The following is a 25617-nucleotide window of genomic DNA, read 5'->3' on the forward strand; positions in this document are numbered from 1 at the left end:
CCTCCATTGTAAACCTATCGACACAGAATCTCTATGTTTTTCAGAAAATTGGGCAAGGAGGCCCTGCCGCACATCAATGAATCAGATCGCTTTCCTTCACTTTACGGAGGAAGCCAGCGGAAGCACGGTTGATTGCTTTTTTCAGCGCCAGCCCGATAATGAGCGCGATGGCAGCGACTATACCAAGCCAGAACAGGTCCCGCCAGACAATGTCCCACAAAATGCCGCCAACCGCTTCGCGCATGATGCTGATGGCGTAAGTGAACGGCAAATAGGGATGGATGGCTTGAAAGAAAGGAGGCGTTACCTGAATCGGGAACGTCCCCCCGGAGCCGGCCAGCTGAAGGACGAGCAACACGATGGCAAGCGCCTTGCCGACATTGCCGAATACCGATACAAGCGTGTAGACGATCAGCATAAAGACGACGCTGATGAGCAGTCCGAACAGAACAAACGCCAGCTTGTCCACTACATAAGTGCCAAGCACCCAAATATCGCCTGTCGTAATCAGAACGGATTGCAGCAGCGATATCGTCAAGAAGGTGAGGTAGCGGCCAAAATAGATCTGATAGCTTTTCAAGCTCTCCCCCTCAGCGGGATGCGGGTCTGCCGATAGCAGCGAGACGAGCAGCAGCGCTCCAACCCAGATCGACAGCGTCGAGAAAAAAGGAGACATTGCCGAGCCATAGTTTGGGATGGGATACAGCCGGTTCTCATTCAAGACGACGGGCTCGGCGAAAAAGGCGCTCTCCCGCTGCGCATTGTTGCGAAGCAGATCGATGACCTCGTCCAGGCTGCCCTCCTTCTCTAGCTGACGGATACGATCGGCCAGCCCTTTAATTTTCTGCTCCGCGTTGGGCATTCGTTTTTTTATTTCCACCAGCGCTTCTTTGCCGAAGGTTAATCCTTTGGCGGCGTCCTTCAATATTTTTTCTACATCCGGCATGTCGGCTGCGGTCTGCTTCAATACACTGTTCGCTTTCTGGGCGGCGGCTTGCGCCTTGGCAAGTCCCTGCTCGACGCCCGGTACAATCTCGCTATCGTATTTGGCGAGAATGCCGTCCAGCAGAGAAGAAGCCTCGGCTGCCGCATCATGCAGCTTCGCGATAAGCTGCGCCGCGGGTTCCTCGCCGCGATCGATCGCCTGCGCGATTTGCGCCGCGGTTGTCTTCGCCTGCGTGAAGCGGCTTTGCGCCTGCTTCAGCTTGCTGCCGGCCGATGCAAGCCTGCTGCTGCCGGTCGTATCAGCAAGCTGGCCGAAGAAGGCTGCGGCGCTGCCTGCGACCCGTTCTGCTGTAGCCAGCTTGCCTGCTATGGCCGTCAGTGCTGTTTTTGCCGCCTCGGGATCCAGCTCCCCATTTTTCAATGCATCCGTCAGATCCGCCGCAGCTTTGGCGGTTTGGCTTAACAATTGAAGATCTTGCTTGATAGAAGGGGCGGCTTGTGCCAGCGCCTTGGAGCTATCCGTCAGCAGGCTGCCCAGCTTTTCCGACAATTGCTGGCCGTCCTTCACAAGCTTAACGGCATCCGGCAGCGCCGCTTGCGCCTTGGCGACGATTGTCTCCGCTTTGCCGGCGTCTGTGGAAGCTGTATTGACCGCCGCATTAATTTCCGGGAACAGCTTCTCCAGCTTGAGCACTAGATCACGGGTGTTCTCGATCGTAGGCCGTTCCTGCTCCAGCTCCAGGCCAACCTCATTAAGCAGAGTGAAGATCGCTCCGTTTGCCGTTTTGATAAACGTATTGCGTATTTCCTGGATAATGCCGTTGGCGCCGGAGGCAGCGATTTTCGGCGAGACGGCATTGATTTTCTCATTAACGTAATATTCAATGGCTGATTGTTCCGGCTTGTCGTTAAGGACGGTCGCGATTTTGGAGGAGAAATCCGCTGGAATGATAATGCTCGCATAATAGTCGCCATGCTTGACGCCCTTAAGCGCCTTCTTCTCGTCGACGAACACCCAGCCAATTTTATGGTTCGACTTCAAGGAATCGATGACCCCTGCGCCGGCGTTTAACGGTGTACCGCGCAGCGTCGCACCTTTATCGTTGTTGGCAACTGCAACAGCCAGACCGCTCGTATTGCCATAAGGGTCCCAAGAAGCTTCAATATTGAACCAGGCGTAAAGGGAAGGGAGACAGATGAGTCCAAGCAGCGTAATAATGGCCGCCCAATTGCGGACGATGCCTGATAGATCGCGGGCGTATAAGCGGAAGATTGATTTCATGCCGGCCTCCTGGCGTTATTTTCCGGTTAGTATGGCTGATAGGCGGCTGGAAAATACGAGAGCTGGCAAACGGGATCAAATAAAAAAGGCTGCCCGGAGGCGGAAACCTCGCGAACAGCCCGGAATGGATTATTTCGTTGTTAAGAGTGTACTCATTTTGCTGTAAATCACGGTACGGTTTCGTCCCTCATGCTTCGCCTGATAGAGCGCCTTGTCTGCGCAGCTGAACAATTTCGTTAACTCCTCGGCGTCAACGGGATAAGCGGCTACACCCAGTGAGAGCGTCACCCGCTGAGAAATAGGCGTTATCGCATTCTCCATTCTGCTTCGGATACGCTCCGCCACCTGATAGGCTTCATTATCTGTTGTGTGCGGCAGCAGCATCGTAAATTCCTCACCGCCGTAACGGCAGCAATAGTCGGATTCACGCTTCTCGCTCTTCAAAATTTCGGCAAGCACTTTGAGCACTTCATCACCCATATGGTGGCCATGAACGTCGTTGACGCTTTTGAAGTGGTCGAGATCCATCATAATGACTGAAAAAGGAACCTGCTGCTCGTGCCATAGAGCGGTGATCGCATTCAGCGTTCTGCGATTGGTCAGTCCGGTTAGCGGATCGGTCTGGGCTTCTACTGACAGCTCGGCTGTTTTTTGCCTCAGCTTGCTGAAGGCCAGTGCGACCGTACTGTTCAATTGGTTCGCTTCGTAATTCCAGAACACGACGGGCGGCAGCGGCATCAATGTATCGTCGCCGTGGGACAGATGCGATGCGTAGTTCGCCAGACGATTCAATGGCTTAGCCAGCATGCCGGACAGCCACAGCGAGGCAATGAGCAGCAGAATGAGAAACGGAGCTGAGAACAGCAGCATTTGCTCAATGACGTTTCTCGCTGTCAATGCGACATGATCGACAGGCGTTTGTGAGACGATGCCCCAGCCAACCGATTCGACTGGCGCATAGCCGGCGAGAAAAGTAATTCCTTTGGAATTGGTAACCTTTTGCTGACCGGACTCGCCCGCCATCAGCTTCTTCACGACGGGATTGTCACTGACAACCTCCGCGATCCGCTCTTTATTAGGATGGAAAATAAGCTTGCCCGAAGCGTCTACAACGTAATAATAGGAGCCGCTGCTGTTCTGCTCCTGTACGCCTAATATGTTCTGAAAAATGTTCTGCTGCTGCAAATAGATCGAGCCGCCGACAAACCCTCTGTAGTTGCCCTTTGAATCGAAGATCGGGTGGCTGACGAGGACGATCATCCGTTTGGTCATCGCTACATAGGGCTCGGAGATGAGCGGTTTCTTCTGCTCCAGCGCCTGCCGGGCAGCGGCTGAAGTGAGCTTGCTGCCGATCAGCCCGAGCGTGTTGGGCGAGGTTGATATAATGACACCGTTGCTGTCGGCGATAGATAGCGAGTTAAAGTAAGGACTGGTTCCCATGAAGAAATCCAGCTGCGACAGTACGGCCTCATCGGTCAACGGGACGTCGGAAAAATACTTGGCTGTGACACTTAAGCTTTCTCTCATCTCATTAATCAATGATTGCGTTGTATTACTCAGGTTGGTTGCGGCAATCTGATTTAATTCAATCGTGTTGTTGAATAATGAGGTTTTCTCGGCGTGGTAGCCGACTCTGGTGCTTATGACCAAGGTAACGATGACAGACATAATGACGACGAACGAAATAATAGTCGATAGCTTAAAGCCTTTTCGCGGCCTGATCGTAGGGATCATCACAGACTCCTTAGGTTATCATTGGATACCATATCTCTCGTAAACTTCCAATAGTGTATCACTTTTTGTCGGAAGTTTCGATCTATCGTCCTAATTAGTTTATGTAAGAAAAAACCGGGCTCCCTCGACAGGAGCTCCGGTTAAATGGATATTAAATAATCCCTTGTGCCTTAGATTGGCAATTTCGAACAAAAGTGCGGAATCTCTGACTGTCTGTTTTGGGTTCGACTACTTAAATTCACTATCTGGCCTCAACGAAATGCCGTCATCGATCGGCTTAAGCTTCCCGGTATCCTCTAAATAGCGGGTCACGATGTCATCGGCCTTAATGGTGGAAACAATGAACCAATCGTCATAAATTTTACCGAACTTTTTGTGCAGCCAATCGCTATTATATTCACTTGTTAAGAGAAACAGCTGATATAATTCCCGAATGGTATTCGTATATTTAATGCCGTTATCATCGGTCCATGTAACCTTCTTGTTGTAATCGACCTTACGTATATCTACAACCTTTGTCGTGATAATCGTGCCGTTAGCTTTAAAGTAGATTCTAGCTACATCGGCGTATTCATGGCCTACAAGCACGCGCCAGCCAGCCATTTCACCCGATGCTGCGGTATCGTACATATTGGTTGATTTTTTAGGAGGCGCAGCGGTCAATTCGTCTTTAGGCACCGTGCCGAGATAAGCGGTAGATGTAGGCTCGTGGAAATATACATTGATGCCTAACATTGTCGCTACAGCGCGCATGGGAGCGTAGGTAGTGCCGTTGTATACCAGGTTGTTCGAAGCTACTTTTTTACCGTTAACTTTAACCGTGATGTCGTTAATTTTTACCGTTACCTTTGCATCCCGCTTTTTCTCAAGTTTTTCTGTGGAGGACGAAGAGCTGCTTTTGGCATCCATAGCTGCCCAGTCCTTCAGCACCGATTCAGGAACCTCGCCAGCGGGAACCGTTCCTATGTATGCTGTTTTTGTCGAGGAATAGTAATGAACAGGAAACTTTAGAAGTGCGGAGATATTTCGGATTGGAACATAGGTGGTTCCATCATAAGAAATATTGTTGCCCTTGAACACCTTACCGTTCAACTTCACGGTTACCTTATTGAATCCTAACGAGACTTTCTGTTCTTGAGCTGCAAAGACCGATGCGTTGGTAACAAGAAGCATTGCTAATGTCAAAATGCTAATGATCGTCTTCTTCAAAGCACTCATCTCCTTATATGAAAAAATTGTCCAATAAATTGCGGAATCCTCCATTCTTCAATATTTGCACTCCTTTTCCTAGAACATTTTACCTATTAAACGGCAAAATCTTTCAAAATTAAGGAGGATGAGTGTGATATACGTCCTATGTTCTCTATTCGTTTCAAAACAGAAAAAAATTTTTGAAAATTTATACAAAAAAGAAGCGCAGGCCATTGGCCCGCGCTTCTTTCGTCTTTTTATTAATCCAATACAGCTGTAATATGCTCTTTCGTAATGGCCCAGTGGGAAGTCGTCCACACTTTTTCTTTGTTCTGAACGAGCATAATTTGCGGCGATGCATGCGTTACTGCTGTATCTTCAGCAATTTGATTCGAAACCGGACGGGATTCGATGACTTTCACGAGAACGTAATCGGCATCTTCACGCGGCTTGTTGTCCAAATACTCTTGAAACTCGCGGTGAGCATTTGCGCTGACCGGACATGTAGTGCTGTGCTTGAATACGACAAGCGGACGCTCAGCCGAACCTTTCAAAGCCTCGTTCCATTGCTCAATGGAATCTATTTCACGATATTGTGCCATCGTTAACACTCCTTTACCGTCTGTGGTGTAATGTGAAAAGCAGCTTAGTGCTTGTATTTATTATAGCTCTACGCCAAGCAAAAGTCACTTCTATGCGATCGGATTAATAAGCTAACTATGCGCATTTGGAATCAAATTGATGCAAAATCTTTGCGATAAAATAATATTTGAACAACAGGATGCAAATTCCTCGATTTTTATATAAAATTGTCGTTTGCAGATGGTATTCTTCATGTATAATCAAATGCTGAAAGTAAACGTTAGTGATATCACAAGCATACATAGGTTTAATATCCTATTATTCCATAAGAAGTGAGGTGCGGGAGGATGCAGGAGCAATCCATCATTCGATTTGAAGGGGTAACCAAACGATATGACGATGAAACTGTCGTATTGAAGAATGTCAGCTTCGAGATTGAACGGGGCAAATTTTACACGCTGTTGGGGCCGTCGGGCTGCGGGAAGACGACGATATTGCGGCTTATTGCCGGTTTCATTGAACCTTCGGATGGCCAAATTTATTTTAACGGGAAAGTAATTAACCGCGTTCCCGCCAATGAAAGGCAAGTAAATACAGTATTTCAGGATTATGCGCTGTTCCCGCACTTGAATGTGTTCGAGAACGTAGCCTTTGGCCTGCGTATCAAGAAACTGAAAAACGATGTCATTACGACGAAGGTCAAAGAAGCGCTGCGGTTTGTCAATCTCGAGGGCTACGAGACACGGGAAATTACGGAGATGTCCGGCGGCCAGCGGCAACGGGTAGCAATTGCGCGGGCGATTGTGAATGAGCCTGAGATTATTTTGCTGGACGAGCCGTTGTCGGCGCTTGATTTGAAGCTGCGGACAGAAATGCAATACGAGCTGCGGGAGCTTCAGCGCCGTCTAGGCATTACCTTTATCTTTGTTACGCATGACCAGGAGGAGGCGCTGGCGATGTCAGACGAAATCTTCGTCCTGAACAATGGCATCATCGAGCAAAGCGGCACTCCGAATGATATTTACGACGAGCCGATTAACCGCTTCGTTGCTGATTTTATCGGAGAATCGAATATTGTAGCTGGCCGCATGAAGCAGGATTTTGAAGTCGAATTTGCAGGCAAATCGTTTGAATGCGTCGATCAGGGGTTGAACCCGAACGAGCCGGTCGAAATTGTGATCCGTCCGGAAGACTTGGAGATTACGACTCTCGATCAGGGCAAGCTGAAGGTGCGGGTTGATTCGCAGCTGTTCAGGGGCGTTCATTACGAGATCAGCTGCTATGATGAAGCGGACAATGAGTGGCTGGTCCATTCGACGAAAAAAGCGTCTGTCGGCGAGCAGATCGGCCTAGTGTTTGACCCGGAAGCGATTCATGTTATGCGGTTCAACGAGACGGAAGAGGAATTCGACAAGCGGCTGGATGCTTATAGCGATAGCGAGCATGAAGACGGCTTAAGCGGTGAGGCTCGCGATGAACGCTAGAACGCGCAATATGTACCTCGTGCCGTATTTGCTATGGATCGCCTTATTCGTTATCGCGCCGATTGTGCTGATCGTGTACTACTCGCTATTTAATGTGGAAGGCCAATTTACCTTCAGCAATTATGCGAAGTTTTTCACGCCGGTCTATATGCAGATGACGCTGAGCTCTTTCTGGTATGCGTTTCTCATTACCGCGTTTTCCTTGCTTGTCGCCTATCCGGCAGCTTATTTGCTGACGAAGACGAAGCATAAGCAGCTATGGCTGCTGCTCATTATATTGCCAAGCTGGATCAACCTGCTGCTGAAGGCTTACGCTTTTCTCGGACTATTCGGCACGTACGGATTTGTGAACAGCGTGCTGGAGCTGGTCGGCATCGGCACCCAGCAAATTTTGTTTACCGATTTCAGCTTTGTGTTCGTATCGGTATATATCTTTATCCCGTTTATGATTCTTCCGATCTTCAACTCACTGGAGGAGCTGAATCCGTCGCTCATCTATGCGGCACGCGATCTGGGCGCTTCTCCATGGACGACGTTCCGGCGTGTCGTATTCCCGCTTACGCTGAGCGGGGTGAAGTCAGGGTGCCAAGCCGTATTCATTCCGGCGTTGTCGCTCTTTATGATTACGCGGCTCATCGCCGGCAACCGGGTTATTACGCTCGGTACGGCCATCGAGCAGCATTTTCTCGTCACACAGGATTGGGGGATGGGGGCGACGATTGCCGTATTCCTCATTATTGCGATGGCGGTCATTATGCTGCTGACGGGAAGCAGAAAGCGAGGGCTGCAGGATGATGGCAAGAAGAAAGCTGTCTAATCTCTATTTGGTCGCTGTATTCATCGTGTTGTACGCGCCAATTTTTTATTTATTGTTCTACTCGTTTAATTCCGGCGGCTCGATGCGCAATTTCGAGAGCTTTACGCTGGACTGGTACAAGGAAGTGTTTGCAGATACGCGGCTGCTGATCATCGTGCTCAACACATTCGTTATTGCGCTGTTATCGTCTGTCATCTCAACGATACTCGGCATCGCAGGCGCACTTGCGATTCATTACATCCGCAAGCATCAGCCTAAAAACACGCTGCTGGCGCTCAACAACGTCCTGATCGTCAGCCCGGATGTTATTATCGGTGCTTCATTCTTAATCTTGTTTACCATTATCGGCATTAAGCTTGGCTTCACGTCGGTATTGCTGTCGCATATCGCATTCAGTGTGCCGATCGTCGTCATTATGGTGCTGCCGAAGCTGCAGGAAATGAGTCCGACACTGATCGACGCAGCACGTGATCTCGGGGCAAGCAGCTGGAATGTACTGACCAAGGTCATCATGCCGTACATCAAGCCAGGCGTGTTCGCCGGATTTTTCATGGCGTTAACTTACTCGCTGGATGATTTCGCAGTAACGTTTTTCGTAACGGGCAACGGGTTCTCGACACTGTCAGTAGAAATTTATTCGCGGGCGCGTCAGGGCATTTCCTTATCCATAAACGCACTGTCGACGCTGATCTTCCTGTTCACGATCGTACTCGTAATCGGCTATTATTTCGTGAACCAGCGAAATAACCGCTCAGCGTCCGTAGGGGAGGGGAGAAGATGAAGCAGCTGGTGCGGCTCCTGGCCGCTGTGCTTATCGTCTCTGCGGGGATGATGTATCTGACCGCTTATTTGAATTCCAGCCAAGGCTATACGAGCGGCAACACGCTTACGATCTACAACTGGGGCGATTATATCGATCCCGAGCTGCTCAAGGAATTCGAGAAGGAGAACGGAATGAAAGTCATCTATCAGACATTCGATTCCAACGAAGCGATGATGACGAAAATCGCACAAGGCGGCACGACGTTCGACGTCAGCATTCCTTCTGAATATGCGATTAGCAAAATGAAAGAGGAAGGGCTGCTGCTGCCGCTTGATCATTCCAAGCTTCCGAATTTGCAGTATATCGATCCGAGCTTTCTGGATCTTTCCTTTGACGAGGGCAATAAATATTCGATCCCGTATTTCTGGGGGACGGTCGGCATCGTGTTCAATCCCGAGCTGACGGACTTGAAGTTTGAGAGCTGGAATGATCTGTGGGATAAAAGCCTGCGCAATCAGATTCTGCTGCTCGACGGGGCTCGTGAAGTCATCGGCATGGGCTTGAACAGCCTGCATTTTTCGCTGAATGATACCGAGGAAGCCCACCTACAGGAGGCCAAAGCGAAGCTGGGGACGTTGACCCCGAACGTAAAGGCTATCGTCGGTGACGAGATTAAGATGCTGCTTGCCAATGAGGAAGCGGCGGTGGGCCTTGTCTGGTCAGGCGATGCTTCGGAAATTATGAGCGAGAATGAGAAGCTGGATTATGTAGTGCCGAAGGAAGGCTCGAATCTGTGGTTCGACAATATGGTCATTCCGAAGACGGCTAAAAATATTGAAGGCGCCCATGCCTTCATCAACTTTATGCTTGATCCCGAGCATGCCGCGCAAAACGCCGAATATGTAGGCTACTCTACGCCTAACGCCAAGGCGCTGGAATACTTGCCGGCAGATGTGGCGGGCGACGAGCGGTTTTACCCGGACAAAGAATTGACCTCCAAGCTGGAGGTCTACAAGAATCTCGGCAAAAGAATGCTGTCGCATTATAATGAGCTGTTTCTGGAGTTTAAAATGCATCGCAAATAAGCGGTGTCTCAGCCGCCGTATACGGAAAGGAAGGCCCACTTGGCTTCCCCGCGTACGGCGGTTTTTTCAATAAGAGCCCATAGCTGACGCCTTGACTAAAACTTTTGATCAATGCTACCGTTTGGTTTAGGATAATTCACATTCCTAAGCGTATGGCCGAGGGAAACATTCGCCTCGCACAAAAACTTAAGGAGCGATGATATGATTAAAGCGATAATTTTTGATTTTGACGGCACGATTCTCGATACGGAGACGCCTTGGTATTACGCTTTCCGTGACGCATATAAGGAGTACGGCGTTGAGCTGTCGTTGGAGCTGTATTCCACCTGTATAGGCACAAGCAACGACGTTTTCAATCCTTATGAGTATTTATCGACAGAGCATGGTATCCAGATCGATAAGCAATCGTTCAAGAAGGCCATTCATCTGGAGCATACAGCGAGGATGGAGCGCGAGGAAATGCGGCCAGGCATACGCGAATTGCTGGAGCGTGCGAAGGCGGAAGGGCTGCGGATCGGTTTGGCGTCCAGTTCCCCTTATAAATGGGTGGACAACTATTTGATCTCGCTTGGCATTCGCGATTATTTCGAATGTATTCGCACTTCCGACCATGTCACCAAAGTCAAGCCCGATCCGGAGCTTTATCTTCAGGCGCTAGAGGCTCTTGGGGTAGAAGCCGCTGAGGCGGTCGCTATTGAGGATTCCCCGAATGGCGCCAGAGCTGCAATTGCCGCAGGGATGCACTGTGTAGTCGTGCCTAACGAGCTGACGAAGGTTCTTGCCTTCGATGCCTCCCCTCTATATTATCCTGTCGATAGTTTCGACGAGGTGGATTGGAGAAGGTTTGCAGCTGCTCCTCGTGAGAAGTAAAGGGAGAGGCTCTACAGTTTGAAATTCGGGGATGAATAGGCAAAAGTCTGCATTCCTGGCGCAAGATCGCCCTTTTGGAACGCAGGACGGCGCTATGCGCCGCCGGTTCATTGTTTATGGCACCGTAGTTTAGGGGTATGATAGGGTCATGTATCTTTTCATTTCCGGATTCTACGACTATATATAATGGACTGGAGCCACTGAACATGGATAGCGAGCTGATTACCGGATTATTGAAGCTAATTCTCATCAACGTCTTGCTTAGCGGCGACAATGCGGTCGTTATTGCGCTTGCCTGCCGGAATTTACCGCCCCAGCAGCAGAAAAAAGCAACGCTATGGGGCGGGGCAGGTGCGGTCCTGCTGCGCATCGGTTTGACTTTTGTTGCAGTATGGATACTCAAGGTACCATTCGTACAGGTTATCGGGGGCATCCTTTTGCTTTATATAGCGGTGAAGCTGCTGCTGGATGACGGCAGCGAGGAGAAGCTGAAGCCAGGTGTTGGACTAGCTGGAGCGGTAAAAACGATCATTATTGCCGATCTCGTCATGAGCCTCGATAATGTGCTGGCTGTTGCAGGCGCTGCGCAGGGCAATATTGTACTCATCATTATTGGACTTGTGATCAGCATCCCTCTAATCGTATGGGGCAGCCAGCTGCTGATGAAAATTATGGAGCGGTTCCCTATCATCGTCTGGGGAGGCGCTGCGCTCCTGGGCTATACAGCAGGGGAGATGCTGGAGAACGATAAAGGAATCGGACAGTTTTTCGAGCTTCCGGTTGCCGGAGGGCATTACGTCATTCCGGTACTGCTTGCTGTGCTTGTCGTTGTGTTAGGACGGGTATTGGGAAAAAGACGCGAGATGCATCACGCGCCGGAAGGCCTCTAACAGAATTGGTGTATATAAAAGCTGTGCTCATGCGCGATAGGCGTTGGGGAGCAGCTTTTTTTTGCGCAACAGCAAATTAATGGAAACCTTTGCTATATAAGCGGCGTTTAACAGATAAAGAGAGGGGGAGTTGCAATGATCAAATGTCCTTGGTGCCATGAGATGGTAGAGCTCCGTAAAGACGGAACCTGCCCGGAATGCAAGAACGAGGTGAACGAGGAGGCAGAGGGCGGAGAAGAACAAAGCATGCCGCGCTCGACCGAGCTTATCGATATGTTTCATCATAAGTTTCGTTGTGCCAAATGCGGAGATGATGAATGCGAGGTGAAGGAGGTTGCGATGACGGGAACGGGGCTGAGCAAGCTTTTCGACATCCAGTACAATCATTATTTATTCGTCTCCTGCTGCAATTGCGGCTTCGTGGAAGTGTACAACCCGGACATCATTAGAGGAAGCAAGACGGGTTCTGTAAGTACGGTGCTTGATATTATTTTTGGCCGCTAGATGAAATTGCAATTATAAATTACTGGTATAATGCCTATAGAAGTCTATCTTCCGGAATAGCGAGGGGAATAACGAATGACAAATGATACGCAGCAGCATATGCATTTGCAGCCGGACATTATCGCTTATTTGAAAAGGATTGGATATACGGGGGACGTGGGCGTCAATGCCGAGACATTATCCAGACTGCAAGAATGCCATATTCATTCTGTGCCTTACGAAAACCTGGATATTCTTCACGGCATACCGCTATCGCTGGAAATTACTCATCTGTTCAATAAAATCGTGACGCGCCGCCGAGGCGGCTACTGCTTTGAATTAAACGCCTTATTCGGCTGGCTGTTGGCTGAGCTTGGCTTCGAGGTTGTCCACTATTTCAGCCGCTTCTGGCGGGATGAGACGGATACGCCGCCGAAGCGGAGGCATCATATTTTGCAGGTGACGCTGGACGGAGAACGATATTTATGCGACGTTGGCGTAGGCGGGATCGTACCACGCAGACCGTTGCGGATGGTCGAACTCGAAGTGCAGCACCAAGGCTCTGAGGTGTACCGCATGGAGCGGGATGCCGATTTCGGCTGGCTGCTGTGCGAGCTGAAGGGCGGGGAGTGGCACCGGATTTATTCATTCACGGAAGAGCCTCAGCTGCCGAAGGATTACATAATGGCTTCATTCTGGTGCGAGCATGCACCGGAATCGATTTTTAAGCAGCTGGCAATAGCCGCGATACGAACGGAAGAAGGACGAAATACGATAGCGGGCGAGGAGTTCCGGATTTTCGCAGCGGACGGTGTACAGGTGTTCAAGCCGGAAACGGATGAAGCCTACCGGGAAGCTTTGCGAACCTATTTCGGAATCGAACTTAACTGACCGCAGGCCGTTTACGGCGCTTTAAGCTGGATATGCTGTTAAGATGGAATTGAACAAGAGAGGTGCTGCAACATGACGGATTCCGGCTTAACGCTGCATACCGATAAATATCAGATTAATATGATGTATGCCCATTGGAAAAACGGCACAGCCGATACCGGCGCGGTGTTCGAGGCGTACTTCCGCAAGCTGCCGTTCGGCAATGGCTACGCCGTATTCGCCGGATTGGAGCGAATCGTCAATTATATCCGCGAGCTTCGCTTTAACGAGCAGGAGCTCCGTTATTTGGCGGAGCAGGAGGAACGGTATGAGCCTGCTTTTCTGGAGCTGCTCCGGCAGTTTCAGTTCAAAGGGACACTCTACTCGGCGGAAGAGGGAGCAATTGTGTTCCCCAATGAACCGCTTATCCGGGTAGAGGGAACGGTATTTGAGACGCAGCTTGTGGAGACGGCGCTGCTTAACTTTATGAACTACCAGACGCTGATTGCAACAAAGGCATCCCGTATTGTGCAGGTTGCGGCGGGCGACACGCTGCTGGAGTTCGGTACGCGAAGAGCGCAGGAGGCGGATGCCGCCGTATGGGGCGCACGGGCGACTTATATTGCGGGCTTCCATGCTACCTCGAACCTGCATGCCGGGATGCTGTTCGGCATCCCGACGAAGGGCACGCACGCCCATTCATGGGTGCAGGGGCATGACAGCGAGGAAGAGGCGTTTCTTAACTATGCGAAGGCGCTGCCGGATCAGGTGACGCTGCTCATCGATACTTACGACACGCTCAAAAGCGGATTAAACAATGCGATCAAAACCGCCCATTGGCTGGAGAGCATCGGCAAGCGGATGAGCGCCGTACGGCTCGACAGCGGCGACCTTGCTTATTTGTCCAAGGAAGCGCGCAAACGTCTCGACGCGGCGGGTCTGCCTTATGTGTCTATCGTTGCTTCGAATGATCTCGATGAGACGCTGATTTTCAACCTGAAGGCACAAGGGGCGAAGATTGATACTTGGGGTGTCGGCACTCAGCTCATTACAGCCGCCGATCAGCCTTCGCTTGGCGGCGTGTACAAGCTGACGGCACGCGAGCGTGATGGGGAATGGATACCCGTGATCAAGCTGTCGAACAATCCGGAGAAGGTGTCTACACCTGGACGCAAAGAAGTCTACCGGATTGTTGACCGGAGCACGGGTCTCGCGGAAGCCGATTATATCTCTCTTAACGGTGAGGATGAGATGGTGCGGGGCGAGCCATTAAGGCTGTTCGACCCCGTGCACCCCTATATATCCCGCGTCGTTACCGATTACGAGGCGCTGCCGCTGCTCGTCCGAGTCATCGATAAAGGGGAGCTGGTGTATAAGCTTCCAAGCCTGGAGCAGATTCGGGCCTTCCATCAGCGGGAGCTGGCAAGATTCAAGCCGGAGGTGCAGCGGAAGCTGAATCCGGAGCTGTACGCCATTCATTTGAGCGAAAAGGCATGGCAGCTGAAGATGGATCTGATTCAGAACAGCAAGCGTTAATTTATTATTCTTATTTACCGCCAGATGCGATAGAGCGGCGCGGCTTGATTCAGCCGTGCGCGAAGCGCTGGCGGTATTTGCGCGGCGAAATTCCTTCATGCTTCGTGAAGCTGGACGCGAAGTAGGCGGGATGGCTGAACCCGACTTCCTCGGCGATCCGGGCGACAGGCTGATCGGTTTGCAGCAGAAGCAGCTTGGCGCGTTCGATTCGAAAGCGCGTCAAATAGTCGATCGGCGAACAGCCGAACACCTTTTGCATGCAGCGCGCGATGTACACGGGATGGAAATTGATGCTTTCGCCAAGCTCTTTCGCCGTTATCGCCTCCCGGTAGTGCTGCCGCAAATAAGTGGCGGCCTGCTCGGCGCATAGGGCAGCGGGTGAGGAGTTGTGCATTTCAAAGGAGGCCGACAGCTGTTCCACTAGCTCTTGAAATAGAAGCTGCTGCTTCCAGCTTACGCTGCTGCGGTGATTGCTGCGATCTAACTCGGTCAGCTGCCGGATCGTTTCCGTTACCTTTGCCGGCTGAAGCAGCTTCGTAAATTGCGGTACTTGCTTAATGAACGTCTGCGTTGTGAAAATCCGGGCGGCTGCCGCTGCCGAAGAATCGGTCTCGGCAGGCTCGTGGATGGAATAACTGCTATCATGAATACTCCAGCCGCCCGTCGTCTGGAAGTGCAGCCAATGATAGCAGGTCTGCTCCTCACAAGGTTGGAACCCGTGATGATAAGCATCGGGGCGCAGTATGAGGCTGTGGCCGGCCTCGATTGCGAAGCGCTGATCCTCCTCTTCGATATAGAGGCAGCCTTCGGTAACGACTAACAGATCGAATACCTCGATTCTCCGTCGCCCGGGATGCCTGAAGCCGGGGGCGTTGACGGTGAAGCCGCTGGCCATGTAATGCGGTAGTGGCGGTATGGTAAATTGGAAGAGCGTCATCGTATGGATACCTCCTGTTAGTTCAACGGAATGAAGGTTGGAATCGTGAAAGTTTCGGTTTTGAATCTGATACACTGCTTGCAGTATAGCATCTATAATTTGAAATGACGATTTTGATGCTCAGACAGTAAGCAGACCGTATATTCCCGATGTTCCAAAGTTTGGGCAGCAAGCTGCAGTCGTATACAACAGGAGGTTTCAAATGATGAATTCGCAACCGCGCAAGTTTACGCTCTGGATGCTGGCTTGGCCCATTTTTATCGAACTATTTCTGCAATTTCTGCTGGGGGCGGCCGACACGCTTATGGTTAGCCGCATATCCGATGATGCGGTAGCTGTCGTAGGCTTTTCCAATCAGCTGTTTATGGCATTGACCACATTGTTCGTCACCGTATCCAGCGGAGCGGGTATTCTGATCGCGCAGCGTATCGGGTCCCGCAAAAATGAGGATGCGCGTACAATTGCAATTATCGCTGTTAAGGTGACTGCACTGATCGGTCTCGTACTCAGCTTGCTTCTATATTTCATGCCGACACAGATTGCTGCGGTGCTTCAGCTTCCGGATAAGCTGCTGCCATTGGCTAAAGTGTATATCTCCATCGTTGGCGGCAGCATGATTCTGACTGCTATAATGGCAACGCTCAGCACATCCATCCGCAGCACAGGCAATACGAAGGGTCCGATGTATATTGCGATCGCGATGAACGTCGTTCATGTTATATTGAATTATGGCTTTATTTTCGGCGAGCTTGGCCTTCCGCAATGGGGGCTTGCAGGTGTCGCAATCTCTACTGTAATTAGCCGTCTGCTCGCAACGATCGTGCTGCTGTTCATGTTCTTGAACGCTTTTGAGCGTAAAATCAATCTGGCCGACTTCCGCATCTTCGACAACAAGCTGTTGAAGGAGGTGCTGAAAATCGGCTGGCCGCTGGCCGTCGGGCTGTCGGCTTGGGTATTCTCGCAGCTCGTTATTTTCAGCTATATTGCGATGCTTGGCGCAAACGAGCTGGCCGCACGGACGTATATGAACACGCTGGAATCGTTCTGCTTCATGCTGGGACAGTCGATTGCGATGGCCTTGCAAATCCAGATTGCCCATATGTACGGTGCAGGTGAATTCCGTAAGGCGTATAAGAGCGTGTTCCGCGCCTTATGGATTGCGGAGCTTATCGTCCTGATGAATGCCTTTGTCATTTATTTATTTGGCGGCAAAGTGCTTGGCATCTTTACGAAGGAGCCGGAAATTATTGCAATGGGCGTGTCCTTGCTGGGAATGAATCTGGTGCTGCAGCCTGGCAAAATGCTAAACATGGCTTTCGGCAACTCCTTGAACGCTGTCGGGGATACCCGGTTTATTATGATCGTATCGCTTACCGTGACAACGACCGTTGGCGGTCTGATGCCGTATGTGGTTGGGATTCACTGGGGCTGGGGGCTTCTCGGTATTTACGGCTGCATGATCGCCGACGAATATATCCGGGGCGTTCTGGTCTGGCTGAGATGGAAGCAGCAGAAGATGATCCGTCGCGCCGAACAAGGGACTGCCGGGCAACGAGGAAGCTTGCCTGCGACAGGGGGCAATACTTCCGTAGCCAAAGCTTAAGCTTTCACTATTTAAGCGCATGAATGATTAATGGAGGTAACGACTGATGATTATGAATGAAAAGATAAAAGCGTCCGAGCTGCTGCTTACGGGCTTGGACGGTGAGGATCTCGGCATCGTATCGCGGACTGAGGCGCTGGCAATGGCCAAAGAGCTGAAGGCGGATCTCGTCTGCGAATCGCTGATGAGCAGCCCGCCGCCTTGCAAGCTTATGCGCAGAGGCTCAGCGAAGAATGAGGCCAGCCGGCAGAAGCGGGAAGAGAAGGTGAAGGAGCAGCCGGCGAAGGTGAAGGAGCTGCGGCTGTCCGTCGATATCGAACAGCATGACTACGAGACGAAGCAGCGGCAAGCGGCCAAGCTGCTGGAATCGGGAAATGCCGTGCTGCTTGTCGTACGGATTACGGGCAAGGAAGGGCCAAAGGCGAAGGCGCTGCTGGAACAGCTAGCGGGCGATTTGAAGCCGCACGGGCAGAAACAAACAGGCATTCAGGTGAGCGGCAAGCAGGCGGCTGTACAGCTCAACCCGAACTAGATTTGAACTAAAACCGAACTGTATCTGAGCTGAAATCGGCATTGAATGCTGCTCTAATTCCGTTCAATCCTAGATGTATCAGCTTCTAATGAAGTGCTGAATATCTCCGAAACAGCAATTGACACTGGCTGGAAGTTTGGGTATGCTTTTAATTGAAAATCATTATCAATGGCTTTTACGGCCACTACCCGAAAAAAGGAGATTGCAAATGCTTCGCAGATTTTTCAGCTATTATAAGCCTTATCGCAAGCTGTTCTATCTTGACTTCTGCAGCGCAGTTGTACTAGCTATTCTAGAGCTATGCTTCCCGCTTGCAGTCAGTTACGTTGTTGATACCTTGCTCCCTGACGGGAACTGGATGTATATCATTACGGCTTGTTCCATTCTTTTTATTATTTACGTAATCAATACGCTGTTGTCGTATGTAGTCACCTACTGGGGGCACATGCTTGGGATTAACATTGAGACAGACATGCGGCGTAAGCTGTTCCAGCATGTGCAGAAGCTGTCCTTCCGGTATTTCGACAATACGAAGACCGGCCATCTGATCTCCCGGCTTACGAATGACCTGTTCGAGATCGGCGAGGTGGCGCATCACGGACCCGAGGATATGTTTATCGCGGTGATGACGCTGATAGGCGCCTTTGGCATCATGGCTTACATTAATTTGGAGCTTGCAATTCTGACTTATGTTATTGTTCCAATCATCATCTGGCTCGTTATTTTCTTTAACAAAAAGATGACGAAGGCTTCCGATCGTCTATTTAGTGAAATGGCTGACTTCAACGCTCGTGTTGAGGATACGGTTGGCGGCATTCGTGTCGTACAAGCATTCGCTAATGAAAAGCATGAAGGCAAGCAATTCGCGGAGAACAACAGCCGTTTCCGTGTGGCCAAGCTGATTTCGTATAAAATCATTGGTATGAACGCATCAGTCACTTACATGCTCATGCGTTTTGTCCAGCTGTTTGTTTTGTTGTTCGGTGCCTGGTTCGTTATTCAAGGCCAGCTGCACTACGGTGAGTTTATCGCTTTTGTTCTGATGACGAATATCTTCTTCAAGCCGATTGAGAAAATTAATGCTGTTATCGAGAGCTATCCGAAAGGGATCGCGGGCTTCAAGCGCTACCTGAAATTAATAGATACCGATCCGGACATCGCAGACGCGCCTAATGCCCGTGATATCGGCCTTGTTAAGGGAGATATCCGCTACAACGATGTAACCTTCGGCTATGAGGGCAAAGATAAGGTATTAAACGGAATCAGCTTGTCGATTAAGGCAGGCGAAACGGTCGCCTTCGTGGGGCCTTCCGGTGCAGGGAAGACGACGCTGTGCAGTCTTCTGCCTCGCTTCTATGAGGTGGACGGCGGCAGCATTTCTGTCGACGGGCATGATATTCGCGAAGTGACGATGGAATCGCTGCGCAAGCAGATCGGCATCGTACAGCAGGATGTGTTCCTGTTCCATGGCACGATCCGTGAAAATATCGCCTACGGCAAGCTGGACGCTTCCGAGGCGGAGATCAGGGAAGCGGCACGCCGGGCACGGCTGGAGGAATTCATTGCTGCGCAGCCGAACGGGCTGGATACGGTCGTCGGCGAGCGGGGCGTGAAGCTGTCCGGCGGCCAGAAGCAGCGGATGGCGATTGCCCGGATGTTCTTGAAGAATCCGCCGATTCTTATATTGGACGAAGCGACCTCGGCGCTGGACACCGAGACGGAAGCGGCGATTCAGCAGTCGCTGGCGGAGCTCTCCGTTGGCAGAACGACGCTCGTTATCGCCCACCGCTTGGCAACGATCAAGAATGCCGACCGCATTGTCGTCGTAACGGAAGAAGGTATTTCCGAGCAAGGGCGGCATGACGAGTTGGTGGCTACCGGCGGCGTATACAGCCGTCTTCATCAGGCACAGTTTGGTACAGCGTAACGGATACAAATGCCAAAAAGCCTGTTCCTATCGCTTCCGTCTCAGGGGCGGCTAGGAGCAGGTTTTTTATTAAGCCTTCTCGTGAGATGCAATGCCGCTCGTTTGACGATTTCTCGGCATTCGGTATAAAATTTGAAGCAGTAACGAAGCTTTAGAAAGAGATTGGGAGGAGAGATCATATGAGCAATACGGTTAAACAGCTGTCCCCTTTGGTTGAAGCTTTAGGATTAAAGCCGCATGTAGAGGGCGGCTGGTACAAGGAGCTATGGAAAGCATCTTTTGAAATTCCGCATCAGGTGCTCGGCGAGCCCTATTCGGGACCTCGTTTTGCAGCTTCTTCGATTTACTTCCTGCTGCATCCTGATGAATTCTCCGATTGGCATAAAGTGCATTCGGACGAGCTGTGGCTGTGGCATTCCGGCGGCCCAATGAAGCTTACGCTTGGGGGCACAGAGGATGCGCCGCATACCCGCCAGGAAATTATGCTGGGCGGCGATGTTCTGAATGGCCAGCAGCCGCAAGCGCTGGTACCGGCAGGAGAATGGCAAATGTCGCATCCGCTGGGGGACGAGCCTGTATTCGTATCCTGCGTTGTAGCTCCGGGCTTCCATTATGATGATTTCAAGCTGATCGAGCGCTAAAATTATAGGCTTTGGCTGGAATTTGCCGGATCGTTTGACAAATGGTTTGGGCATCTTTTAAAATTAGATTACGCTTAATTTCCGGCATTGCCGGAAAGCGGGGGAACCAAATGCAAGTGGGGCGAATAGGTATTGATGCCATGCATCAGCCTTAGGGTACCATCTACCCGAGTCCGTCAGCTAACCTCGTCAGCAGTGGATGGGTCATCTCATGTATGAATACGAATGTTTATGACCCTTGCAAACCTTAGGATTGTAAGGGTCTTTTTGTGTTTTTATCGACCCCCGCTGGTGAAGCGTGCACCACAAATTCTTTTTTAAGGAGGAGTTTGTATGCCGCAGCCCCAATATTCGGTTACTTTGAACAATGGCAATCCGGTCTTGCTGGAGGGAGATTCGCAGCTCGCAGAGCTGGTTGAAGCCATCGGCAGGGGGGAGTTTCCGGACAGCACCCGCATTCAAGTGACCACGCAATTCCATCGTCCTAGCGATCTGACACCTGAGGCACGCGTCAGCCTGGAAGTACTTCATCAGGCCGGCGTCATTCTAGTCAATCACACCCCCATTCTGAAAGGCATCAATGACGACCCGTTTCAATTGGCGCATATGCTGAATCAACTGGCCTGGATCGGCGTAACGCCGGCTCTGGTGTTTATTCAGCGTCCCGAAAGCGGCGACAGAGAGGCTTCCGTTCGTTTGAAACGCGCCTTTCAAGTCGTGGAGGGAGCGAAGGCGCTCATCTCCGCCGGCGGAAGCCCGCTAAAGCTCGTTATGTATCACAGCTCCGGCAAGATCGAGATTGTGTCGATCGACAATGGCAAGGCTTATTTAAAGTATCATCATTCGAAGTACGGCCGCGAGGGACATTTCATGATGCTGGATTGTCCGGATGACGCCATATGGTTCGATGAATTGCCGGGCAGCGAGCCCTATGGCAGGGTAGGGGATGGAGCCGCTTTCATGTAAAACGTTGATTTACAGCGGGATTTGGCTGCGTTATGATGGTCTTTAGCTGGGAAGCGGGGTACGCTTTCCAAATTCATAACGAAAGTCGAAGGGATTTTACAGCATGCGCGAGTCCTTATGGACGAAAAACTTCATTTTATTGTGTTGCTCGAATTTATTTCTTTTTATGGCGATCGAAATGCTGCTGCCTACATTGCCGATTTTTGCGGCAGACCAAGGCAGCACAGAGTCGCAAATCGGCTTGATACTAGGCTTCTTTACGTTTGCCGCCGTTCTATCCCGTCCATTGACAGGGGCGGGGATGAAGCGGCTGGGCAAAAAGGGGCTGCTGCTCGTTGGCGTCATTATTTGCTTGATCGGAATGGCGAGCTATTATGTCGCGGGTACGTTGTCCGTCCTGCTTCTGCTCCGTGTCGTGCACGGCATTGGCTTTGGACTGGCGACGACGATGTTCGGAACCGTCGTATCCGATGTGATCCCGGCTTCGCGCCGGGGTGAAGGAATGGGCTTTTTTGCGACAGGTAATGCAATTTCCTTCTCATTAGGTCCGTTTCTTGGCATCTGGCTGCTCGACCATTACAGCTACGGCGGATTGTTTGGCTTCGGAGTCGTTATTCTGCTGCTGTCGCTGTTCTTCACCTTATTCGTCCGGCTATCTCCTGAAGGACAGGCGCAGATCAAGGCTAACGCCAAGGAGCGGGAAGCTGAAGCGGCGATCAGAGAGACCGCTGCTGGCTCCGAAAAATCATGGGTTCATGATGTCGTGGAGAGGAAGGCGCTGTTCCCGTCCTTGCTCGGCATGATGGTAGGCTTCGCTTTTGGCGGCCTGCTGAGCTTTATTACGCTGTTCGGCATCGAAAAGGGACTGGCCAATATCGGCTATTTCTTCCTCGTCGTTGCAATCAGCGAGGTACTCATCCGGTTCGTCAGCGGCCCGTTGTTTGACCGGAAAGGCCGGTTCTGGGTGTTATTCCCTTCAGCCGTATTGTGCGTAATTGGCTGTGTACTGCTGTACAAGACGGAGACGACCGCGATGCTGCTGCTGGCTGCTGTGTTCTATGGCCTAGGCTTCGGAGCTTTGTTCCCGGCCTTGCAGGCATGGGTCATTAATAGAGTGGAACCGCAACGGCGTGGCGTCGCTACGGCAACCTACTATAATTTGTTTGATATCGGTATCGGATCTGGCGCCATCCTTTTAGGCTTTGCAGCGATGTGGACCAATTACGCAACGATGTTCCTTTTCTCGGGACTGTTTTTCGTTTTGTATCTGATTCTCTATCTGGTGTATGAGCGGAAGCATGGTGTCCGAGGAAGAGAGCAGGGCCAGCAATCGGCCTAAAATAAAAACGGCAGTGCAAGGATGATTTTATCCCTGCACTGCCGTTTTTGGCTTTCTGAAGGTTTGAAAATGAAGCCGGACGAGGCTCAAAATGCAAATGTGCATTTTGATAAGCCTCAAAAGCCTTAAAATCGCTATCAAAATGTAAAAGTGCATTTGAATTCGTACAATTTCGGCGGATTGAAGCATTTTAGAGCAAACAACCTGCACATTTGCATTTTGATCGCCAAAAACGGCGGAAAAACGCCAGACAGCCTGCACTTTTATATTTTGATTTCTATATCATCCTCCTGCGTAATCGGGACAAGCCGAGTGTTTGAGTTCACCGTGACATATTGCAGACGGCTTACAAGTCTATAAGCAAAAAAAGGCGTCCCACCGTCATTTCTGACTTCCGGGACGCCTTTTCGATTCATACCCAGCATCTAGGGATTAAGCAGCAAGCTTAATTTTTTGCCCCGGGTAGATGAGATTCGGGTTGGCAATACCGTTGAGGTCGAGAAGCTGCTGCCAAGTTGTACCGTGTGCTTTGGCGATCGACCAGAGCGTATCGCCCTTCTTAACGGTATATGAAGCGGGCTCTGGCTTAGCCGTGGGCTTTGTTTCCGGTTTAGGCTCAGGTTTCACCTCCGGCTTGGTATTCGTTGCCGGTTCCGGCTCGGCCGCAGCAGGCGGGATTTCCGATGCGGCAGCGGCAGCAGCGGTAATACGTCCCTCTGCCTTCGGCAGTACGCCGTCCAGCTTCTCGATGTAGGCAATGAGTGCCTCGTCAAGCGAGCCATACATTCCAGCTTGCGGATAGCTGCTGAACATCACATATTCGTCTCCGCCCGCAGCCATGAAGTCATTCGTCGCTATAACGTATTGCTTTTTCCCGTCAAGCGGCTTGCCGCCCACGGTTACGGAATGAACGCGTTCACCTGCGGGCTTGGCTGCATCAATCTTAAATGCTATGCCGGACACTTGCGGGAATGCGCCTTTCGGATTGGGATAATCGGATACGCCATTTTCGAGTGCAGCCTTCAAGTCGGCGCCAGAGACCTTCAAGGTTACAATTTGATTGCCGAATGGCAGTACCGTGATGACGTCTCCTTTCGTAATGATGCCTTCATTAATGGAGGCGCGGATGCCGCCGCCGTTCGTCAGACCAATGTCTGCCCCGGCTGCATCACGAATTGCATCGGCGATCAGGTTGCCCAGATTCGTCTCGCTAGCCCGCACAAGCTCACGAGTTCCCTCCAGTTTGACGGCCGCCTTGCCGACCTCCTGTGTCAGGATGGCTTCCTGGCTTTTCTGAATATCTGCAACGAGCGCCGTCACTTCGGCATTAGGCTTAATAGCCGCAGCCTGCTTCTGATCAATGAGTGCAGCTTGCTTCTTAACCACTTTGCCGTTATCGAACCACAGATCAACGACACCTAAATATTTCGTATATTCGCCTGCGCTGGCTAAAAGGGTTCCGTTGCCCGCCACAAGGCCGTCCTTCAACACCGTATGGCTGTGACCATCAATAAATACGTCTATGCCGGACACTTCCTTCAGCAGCTTCAAGCTCGTGTCCTCACTTGCGGCATCTTGTCCGATATGGCCTAAAGCTACGATGATGTCCGTCTTGTCTTTCAGCTCGCCCACAATGGCTTGCGCCTCCTTCACGGGGTTAGTGAAGGATAGCCCTTTCACATTATTAGGATGCGTTTTATATGCCGTCTCCGGCGTTGTCAAACCGAATATGCCGATTCTTACACCATCTACTTCTTTAATGACATAAGGCTTGTACAGAAGTGTCTGGTCTTTCGTTACGCGAGTATTTGCGCTGAGCAGCGGGTAAGTCATTTCGTTCTCGAGCTCCAGCAGCCGTTCATAACCGTAATTATATTCATGGTTGCCCGGTACCGCCGCATCATAGCCCATTTTGTTCATGACCTTCACGACGCTTTCGCCGGTTACCAAAGTGGCGAAGGTTGTTCCGTGCACGGCATCTCCGCCGTCAAGCAGAAGCGTGTTGGGATTGGCTGCCCGGTAACTGTCGATGATGCCGCTGAGCTTGGCGAAGCCCATTTCTCCGCTTGTGTTCTCCACCGCCCGGGCGTGCATGTCATTCGTGTGCAGCAGCGTAATATGCTTGCCAGCTGCGGTTGTTGCGGATTCGGCTGCAGTGACGGTGCCTGTCGAGACGGCAATTAGCGATACGGCCAACAAGGCGGAGCCTAACCATTTGAACCTCTTGAACATAGACCTCTCATCCCTCCATATCCTATATTTGACAACGAATTTCCTATTCTACGTTTGCAAATGAATTCCTGTTTAGCTTTCTTTAATTTTCTGAAAATTAAAACTTATGGCATACTATTGGAGGACATTCTGCTTAGTCTGTCTTGTTGCTCTTGGTGCATACGGTTGATTATAATGGGGGAAATAACGAGGAGGGCGATCCGCTCATGAGTGAAGGACATAACTTGACGGCCGCAGACATTGCGGCGGCAATTGATCATACCGTGTTGAAGGCAGATGCGACAAAGGCCGATATCGTACAGCTTTGCCAAGAAGCGAAGCATCATGGCTTTGCGACGGTGTGCATCAATCCCGGCTGGGTAAAGCTGGCGTCAGAGCTGCTGGCAGATTCGAAGGTCGGCATCACGACGGTTATCGGTTTTCCGCTGGGAGCGACAACAACGTTCGCGAAAGCGGCGGAGACACGGGATGCGATCGCAAACGGCGCAACTGAGGTTGATATGGTACTGAACATCGGACTGCTCAAATCCGGCAATGACGAGGGAGTCAGAGGAGACGTAGCGGGTGTCGTTGCGGCTGCTGACGGACAAGCAGTCGTCAAAGTGATCTTAGAGACCGGGTTGCTGACAGACGAGGAGAAAGTGCGGGCATGCTTGATCTGCAAGGAGGCGGGGGCGGATTATGTGAAGACGTCAACGGGCTTTGGCAAAGGCGGAGCTACCGCTGCAGATATTTCGCTAATGCGCCGCACTGTTGGTTCTGAGATGGGCGTTAAGGCATCAGGGGGCGTCCGCGATCAGAAGACAGCCCTGCTGATGCTGGCTTCTGGAGCGACACGGATTGGCGCCAGCGCCAGCGTGGCGATCGTATCCGGAGGAGCAGGAGAGGGCTACTAACAGCTGTCCGAA

General features: G+C 51.1%; 22 protein-coding genes and 1 riboswitch. Of the genes, 16 read left to right on the forward strand and 6 right to left on the reverse strand.

Features of this window, described 5'->3' with window-relative positions:
- Positions 1 to 73: 73 nt before the first annotated feature.
- The 4 genes from ACFVVF_RS20395 to ytxJ all read right to left on the reverse strand — a co-directional run bounded on the left by ACFVVF_RS20395 (position 74) and on the right by ytxJ (position 5754).
- On the reverse strand, positions 74 to 2227 hold the full coding sequence (locus tag ACFVVF_RS20395) for a YhgE/Pip family protein (protein WP_387813669.1): 2154 nt from the start codon (positions 2225 to 2227) through the stop codon (positions 74 to 76).
- 129 nt (positions 2228 to 2356) lie between these two features.
- A complete protein-coding gene (locus ACFVVF_RS20400; RefSeq protein WP_387813671.1) occupies positions 2357 to 3961 on the reverse strand; it encodes a sensor domain-containing diguanylate cyclase in 1605 nt (534 codons plus the stop codon).
- A gap of 228 nt (positions 3962 to 4189) precedes the next feature.
- Complete coding sequence (locus ACFVVF_RS20405; RefSeq protein WP_387813672.1) at positions 4190 to 5170, reverse strand: stalk domain-containing protein; 981 nt, start codon at positions 5168 to 5170, stop codon at positions 4190 to 4192.
- A gap of 242 nt (positions 5171 to 5412) precedes the next feature.
- A complete protein-coding gene (gene ytxJ, locus ACFVVF_RS20410) occupies positions 5413 to 5754 on the reverse strand; it encodes a bacillithiol system redox-active protein YtxJ (protein ID WP_387813673.1) in 342 nt (113 codons plus the stop codon).
- Positions 5755 to 6081: 327 nt separating this feature from the next.
- Between ytxJ and ACFVVF_RS20415 the strand changes: the two genes are divergently transcribed.
- The 9 genes from ACFVVF_RS20415 to ACFVVF_RS20455 all read left to right on the forward strand — a co-directional run bounded on the left by ACFVVF_RS20415 (position 6082) and on the right by ACFVVF_RS20455 (position 14532).
- Positions 6082 to 7218 (forward strand): ABC transporter ATP-binding protein, encoded by a 1137-nt coding sequence (locus ACFVVF_RS20415; protein WP_387813675.1) that lies wholly within the window; start codon positions 6082 to 6084, stop codon positions 7216 to 7218.
- A complete protein-coding gene (locus tag ACFVVF_RS20420) occupies positions 7208 to 8035 on the forward strand; it encodes an ABC transporter permease (protein WP_387813677.1) in 828 nt (275 codons plus the stop codon). Before ACFVVF_RS20415 ends, ACFVVF_RS20420 begins: the two co-directional genes overlap by 11 nt.
- The gene (locus ACFVVF_RS20425; RefSeq protein ID WP_387814292.1) at positions 8013 to 8816 is read left to right on the forward strand and encodes an ABC transporter permease; all 804 of its coding nucleotides are present in this window, start codon (positions 8013 to 8015) and stop codon (positions 8814 to 8816) included. Before ACFVVF_RS20420 ends, ACFVVF_RS20425 begins: the two co-directional genes overlap by 23 nt.
- Positions 8813 to 9883: an ABC transporter substrate-binding protein gene (locus ACFVVF_RS20430; RefSeq protein ID WP_387813679.1), complete on the forward strand. Its 1071-nt coding sequence runs from the start codon at positions 8813 to 8815 to the stop codon at positions 9881 to 9883. Before ACFVVF_RS20425 ends, ACFVVF_RS20430 begins: the two co-directional genes overlap by 4 nt.
- Positions 9884 to 10084: 201 nt before the next feature.
- Entirely contained in the window at positions 10085 to 10753 is a 669-nt protein-coding gene (locus ACFVVF_RS20435) for an HAD family hydrolase (protein ID WP_387813681.1), read from the forward strand.
- 206 nt (positions 10754 to 10959) lie between these two features.
- On the forward strand, positions 10960 to 11643 hold the full coding sequence (locus ACFVVF_RS20440; RefSeq protein ID WP_387813683.1) for a TerC family protein: 684 nt from the start codon (positions 10960 to 10962) through the stop codon (positions 11641 to 11643).
- Between the two features lie 135 nt (positions 11644 to 11778).
- A complete protein-coding gene (locus ACFVVF_RS20445; protein WP_387813684.1) occupies positions 11779 to 12147 on the forward strand; it encodes a zinc ribbon domain-containing protein in 369 nt (122 codons plus the stop codon).
- Between the two features lie 75 nt (positions 12148 to 12222).
- Positions 12223 to 13017: an arylamine N-acetyltransferase family protein gene (locus tag ACFVVF_RS20450; protein ID WP_387813686.1), complete on the forward strand. Its 795-nt coding sequence runs from the start codon at positions 12223 to 12225 to the stop codon at positions 13015 to 13017.
- A gap of 72 nt (positions 13018 to 13089) precedes the next feature.
- Positions 13090 to 14532: a nicotinate phosphoribosyltransferase gene (locus ACFVVF_RS20455; RefSeq protein ID WP_387813688.1), complete on the forward strand. Its 1443-nt coding sequence runs from the start codon at positions 13090 to 13092 to the stop codon at positions 14530 to 14532.
- Between the two features lie 49 nt (positions 14533 to 14581).
- Here the strand turns inward: ACFVVF_RS20455 and ACFVVF_RS20460 are convergent, their stop codons facing one another.
- Positions 14582 to 15469 (reverse strand): helix-turn-helix transcriptional regulator, encoded by an 888-nt coding sequence (locus ACFVVF_RS20460; protein WP_387813690.1) that lies wholly within the window; start codon positions 15467 to 15469, stop codon positions 14582 to 14584.
- A gap of 205 nt (positions 15470 to 15674) precedes the next feature.
- Between ACFVVF_RS20460 and ACFVVF_RS20465 the strand changes: the two genes are divergently transcribed.
- From ACFVVF_RS20465 to ACFVVF_RS20490, 6 genes are all read left to right on the forward strand, one after another.
- The gene (locus ACFVVF_RS20465) at positions 15675 to 17072 is read left to right on the forward strand and encodes an MATE family efflux transporter (RefSeq protein WP_387814294.1); all 1398 of its coding nucleotides are present in this window, start codon (positions 15675 to 15677) and stop codon (positions 17070 to 17072) included.
- 46 nt (positions 17073 to 17118) lie between these two features.
- Complete coding sequence (gene infC, locus ACFVVF_RS20470) at positions 17119 to 17604, forward strand: translation initiation factor IF-3 (RefSeq protein WP_387813692.1); 486 nt, start codon at positions 17119 to 17121, stop codon at positions 17602 to 17604.
- 208 nt (positions 17605 to 17812) lie between these two features.
- The gene (locus ACFVVF_RS20475) at positions 17813 to 19531 is read left to right on the forward strand and encodes an ABC transporter ATP-binding protein (protein ID WP_387813694.1); all 1719 of its coding nucleotides are present in this window, start codon (positions 17813 to 17815) and stop codon (positions 19529 to 19531) included.
- A 179-nt stretch (positions 19532 to 19710) separates the two neighbouring features.
- Positions 19711 to 20172, forward strand: coding sequence for a cupin domain-containing protein (locus tag ACFVVF_RS20480; RefSeq protein ID WP_387813696.1), 462 nt, complete (start codon positions 19711 to 19713; stop codon positions 20170 to 20172).
- A gap of 61 nt (positions 20173 to 20233) precedes the next feature.
- Positions 20234 to 20382: riboswitch (cyclic di-AMP (ydaO/yuaA leader) on the forward strand.
- 123 nt (positions 20383 to 20505) lie between these two features.
- Complete coding sequence (locus tag ACFVVF_RS20485; protein WP_387813697.1) at positions 20506 to 21138, forward strand: hypothetical protein; 633 nt, start codon at positions 20506 to 20508, stop codon at positions 21136 to 21138.
- Positions 21139 to 21241: 103 nt separating this feature from the next.
- Positions 21242 to 22477, forward strand: a complete 1236-nt coding sequence (locus ACFVVF_RS20490; RefSeq protein WP_387813699.1) for an MFS transporter — start codon at positions 21242 to 21244, stop codon at positions 22475 to 22477.
- Between the two features lie 432 nt (positions 22478 to 22909).
- Here the strand turns inward: ACFVVF_RS20490 and ACFVVF_RS20495 are convergent, their stop codons facing one another.
- Entirely contained in the window at positions 22910 to 24709 is a 1800-nt protein-coding gene (locus ACFVVF_RS20495) for a 5'-nucleotidase C-terminal domain-containing protein (protein WP_387813701.1), read from the reverse strand.
- 206 nt (positions 24710 to 24915) lie between these two features.
- Between ACFVVF_RS20495 and deoC the strand changes: the two genes are divergently transcribed.
- Positions 24916 to 25605 carry a deoxyribose-phosphate aldolase gene (gene deoC, locus ACFVVF_RS20500; protein ID WP_387813702.1) on the forward strand — a complete coding sequence of 230 codons (690 nt, stop codon included), beginning with the start codon at positions 24916 to 24918 and terminating at the stop codon, positions 25603 to 25605.
- Positions 25606 to 25617: the final 12 nt, after the last annotated feature.

The sequence above is a fragment of the Paenibacillus sp. NPDC058174 genome (genome assembly GCF_042883865.1).
Classification (GTDB): Bacteria; Bacillota; Bacilli; order Paenibacillales; family Paenibacillaceae; genus Pristimantibacillus.

Excerpts from the sequence above, each read along its gene's own strand:
- ACFVVF_RS20400 (WP_387813671.1), bottom strand. The coding sequence starts at position 3,961 with ATGATCCCTACGATCAGGCCGCGAAAAGGCTTTAAGCTATCGACTATT.
- ACFVVF_RS20430 (WP_387813679.1), top strand. The coding sequence starts at position 8,813 with ATGAAGCAGCTGGTGCGGCTCCTGGCCGCTGTGCTTATCGTCTCTGCG.
- ACFVVF_RS20490 (WP_387813699.1), top strand. The coding sequence starts at position 21,242 with ATGCGCGAGTCCTTATGGACGAAAAACTTCATTTTATTGTGTTGCTCG.
- ACFVVF_RS20415 (WP_387813675.1), top strand. The coding sequence starts at position 6,082 with ATGCAGGAGCAATCCATCATTCGATTTGAAGGGGTAACCAAACGATAT.
- ACFVVF_RS20480 (WP_387813696.1), top strand. The coding sequence starts at position 19,711 with ATGAGCAATACGGTTAAACAGCTGTCCCCTTTGGTTGAAGCTTTAGGA.
- ACFVVF_RS20485 (WP_387813697.1), top strand. The coding sequence starts at position 20,506 with ATGCCGCAGCCCCAATATTCGGTTACTTTGAACAATGGCAATCCGGTC.
- deoC (WP_387813702.1), top strand. The coding sequence starts at position 24,916 with ATGAGTGAAGGACATAACTTGACGGCCGCAGACATTGCGGCGGCAATT.
- ACFVVF_RS20460 (WP_387813690.1), bottom strand. The coding sequence starts at position 15,469 with ATGACGCTCTTCCAATTTACCATACCGCCACTACCGCATTACATGGCC.
- ytxJ (WP_387813673.1), bottom strand. The coding sequence starts at position 5,754 with ATGGCACAATATCGTGAAATAGATTCCATTGAGCAATGGAACGAGGCT.
- ACFVVF_RS20440 (WP_387813683.1), top strand. The coding sequence starts at position 10,960 with ATGGATAGCGAGCTGATTACCGGATTATTGAAGCTAATTCTCATCAAC.
- ACFVVF_RS20420 (WP_387813677.1), top strand. The coding sequence starts at position 7,208 with ATGAACGCTAGAACGCGCAATATGTACCTCGTGCCGTATTTGCTATGG.
- ACFVVF_RS20450 (WP_387813686.1), top strand. The coding sequence starts at position 12,223 with ATGACAAATGATACGCAGCAGCATATGCATTTGCAGCCGGACATTATC.
- ACFVVF_RS20395 (WP_387813669.1), bottom strand. The coding sequence starts at position 2,227 with ATGAAATCAATCTTCCGCTTATACGCCCGCGATCTATCAGGCATCGTC.
- ACFVVF_RS20495 (WP_387813701.1), bottom strand. The coding sequence starts at position 24,709 with ATGTTCAAGAGGTTCAAATGGTTAGGCTCCGCCTTGTTGGCCGTATCG.
- infC (WP_387813692.1), top strand. The coding sequence starts at position 17,119 with ATGATTATGAATGAAAAGATAAAAGCGTCCGAGCTGCTGCTTACGGGC.
- ACFVVF_RS20435 (WP_387813681.1), top strand. The coding sequence starts at position 10,085 with ATGATTAAAGCGATAATTTTTGATTTTGACGGCACGATTCTCGATACG.
- ACFVVF_RS20475 (WP_387813694.1), top strand. The coding sequence starts at position 17,813 with ATGCTTCGCAGATTTTTCAGCTATTATAAGCCTTATCGCAAGCTGTTC.
- ACFVVF_RS20425 (WP_387814292.1), top strand. The coding sequence starts at position 8,013 with ATGGCAAGAAGAAAGCTGTCTAATCTCTATTTGGTCGCTGTATTCATC.
- ACFVVF_RS20455 (WP_387813688.1), top strand. The coding sequence starts at position 13,090 with ATGACGGATTCCGGCTTAACGCTGCATACCGATAAATATCAGATTAAT.
- ACFVVF_RS20465 (WP_387814294.1), top strand. The coding sequence starts at position 15,675 with ATGAATTCGCAACCGCGCAAGTTTACGCTCTGGATGCTGGCTTGGCCC.
- ACFVVF_RS20445 (WP_387813684.1), top strand. The coding sequence starts at position 11,779 with ATGATCAAATGTCCTTGGTGCCATGAGATGGTAGAGCTCCGTAAAGAC.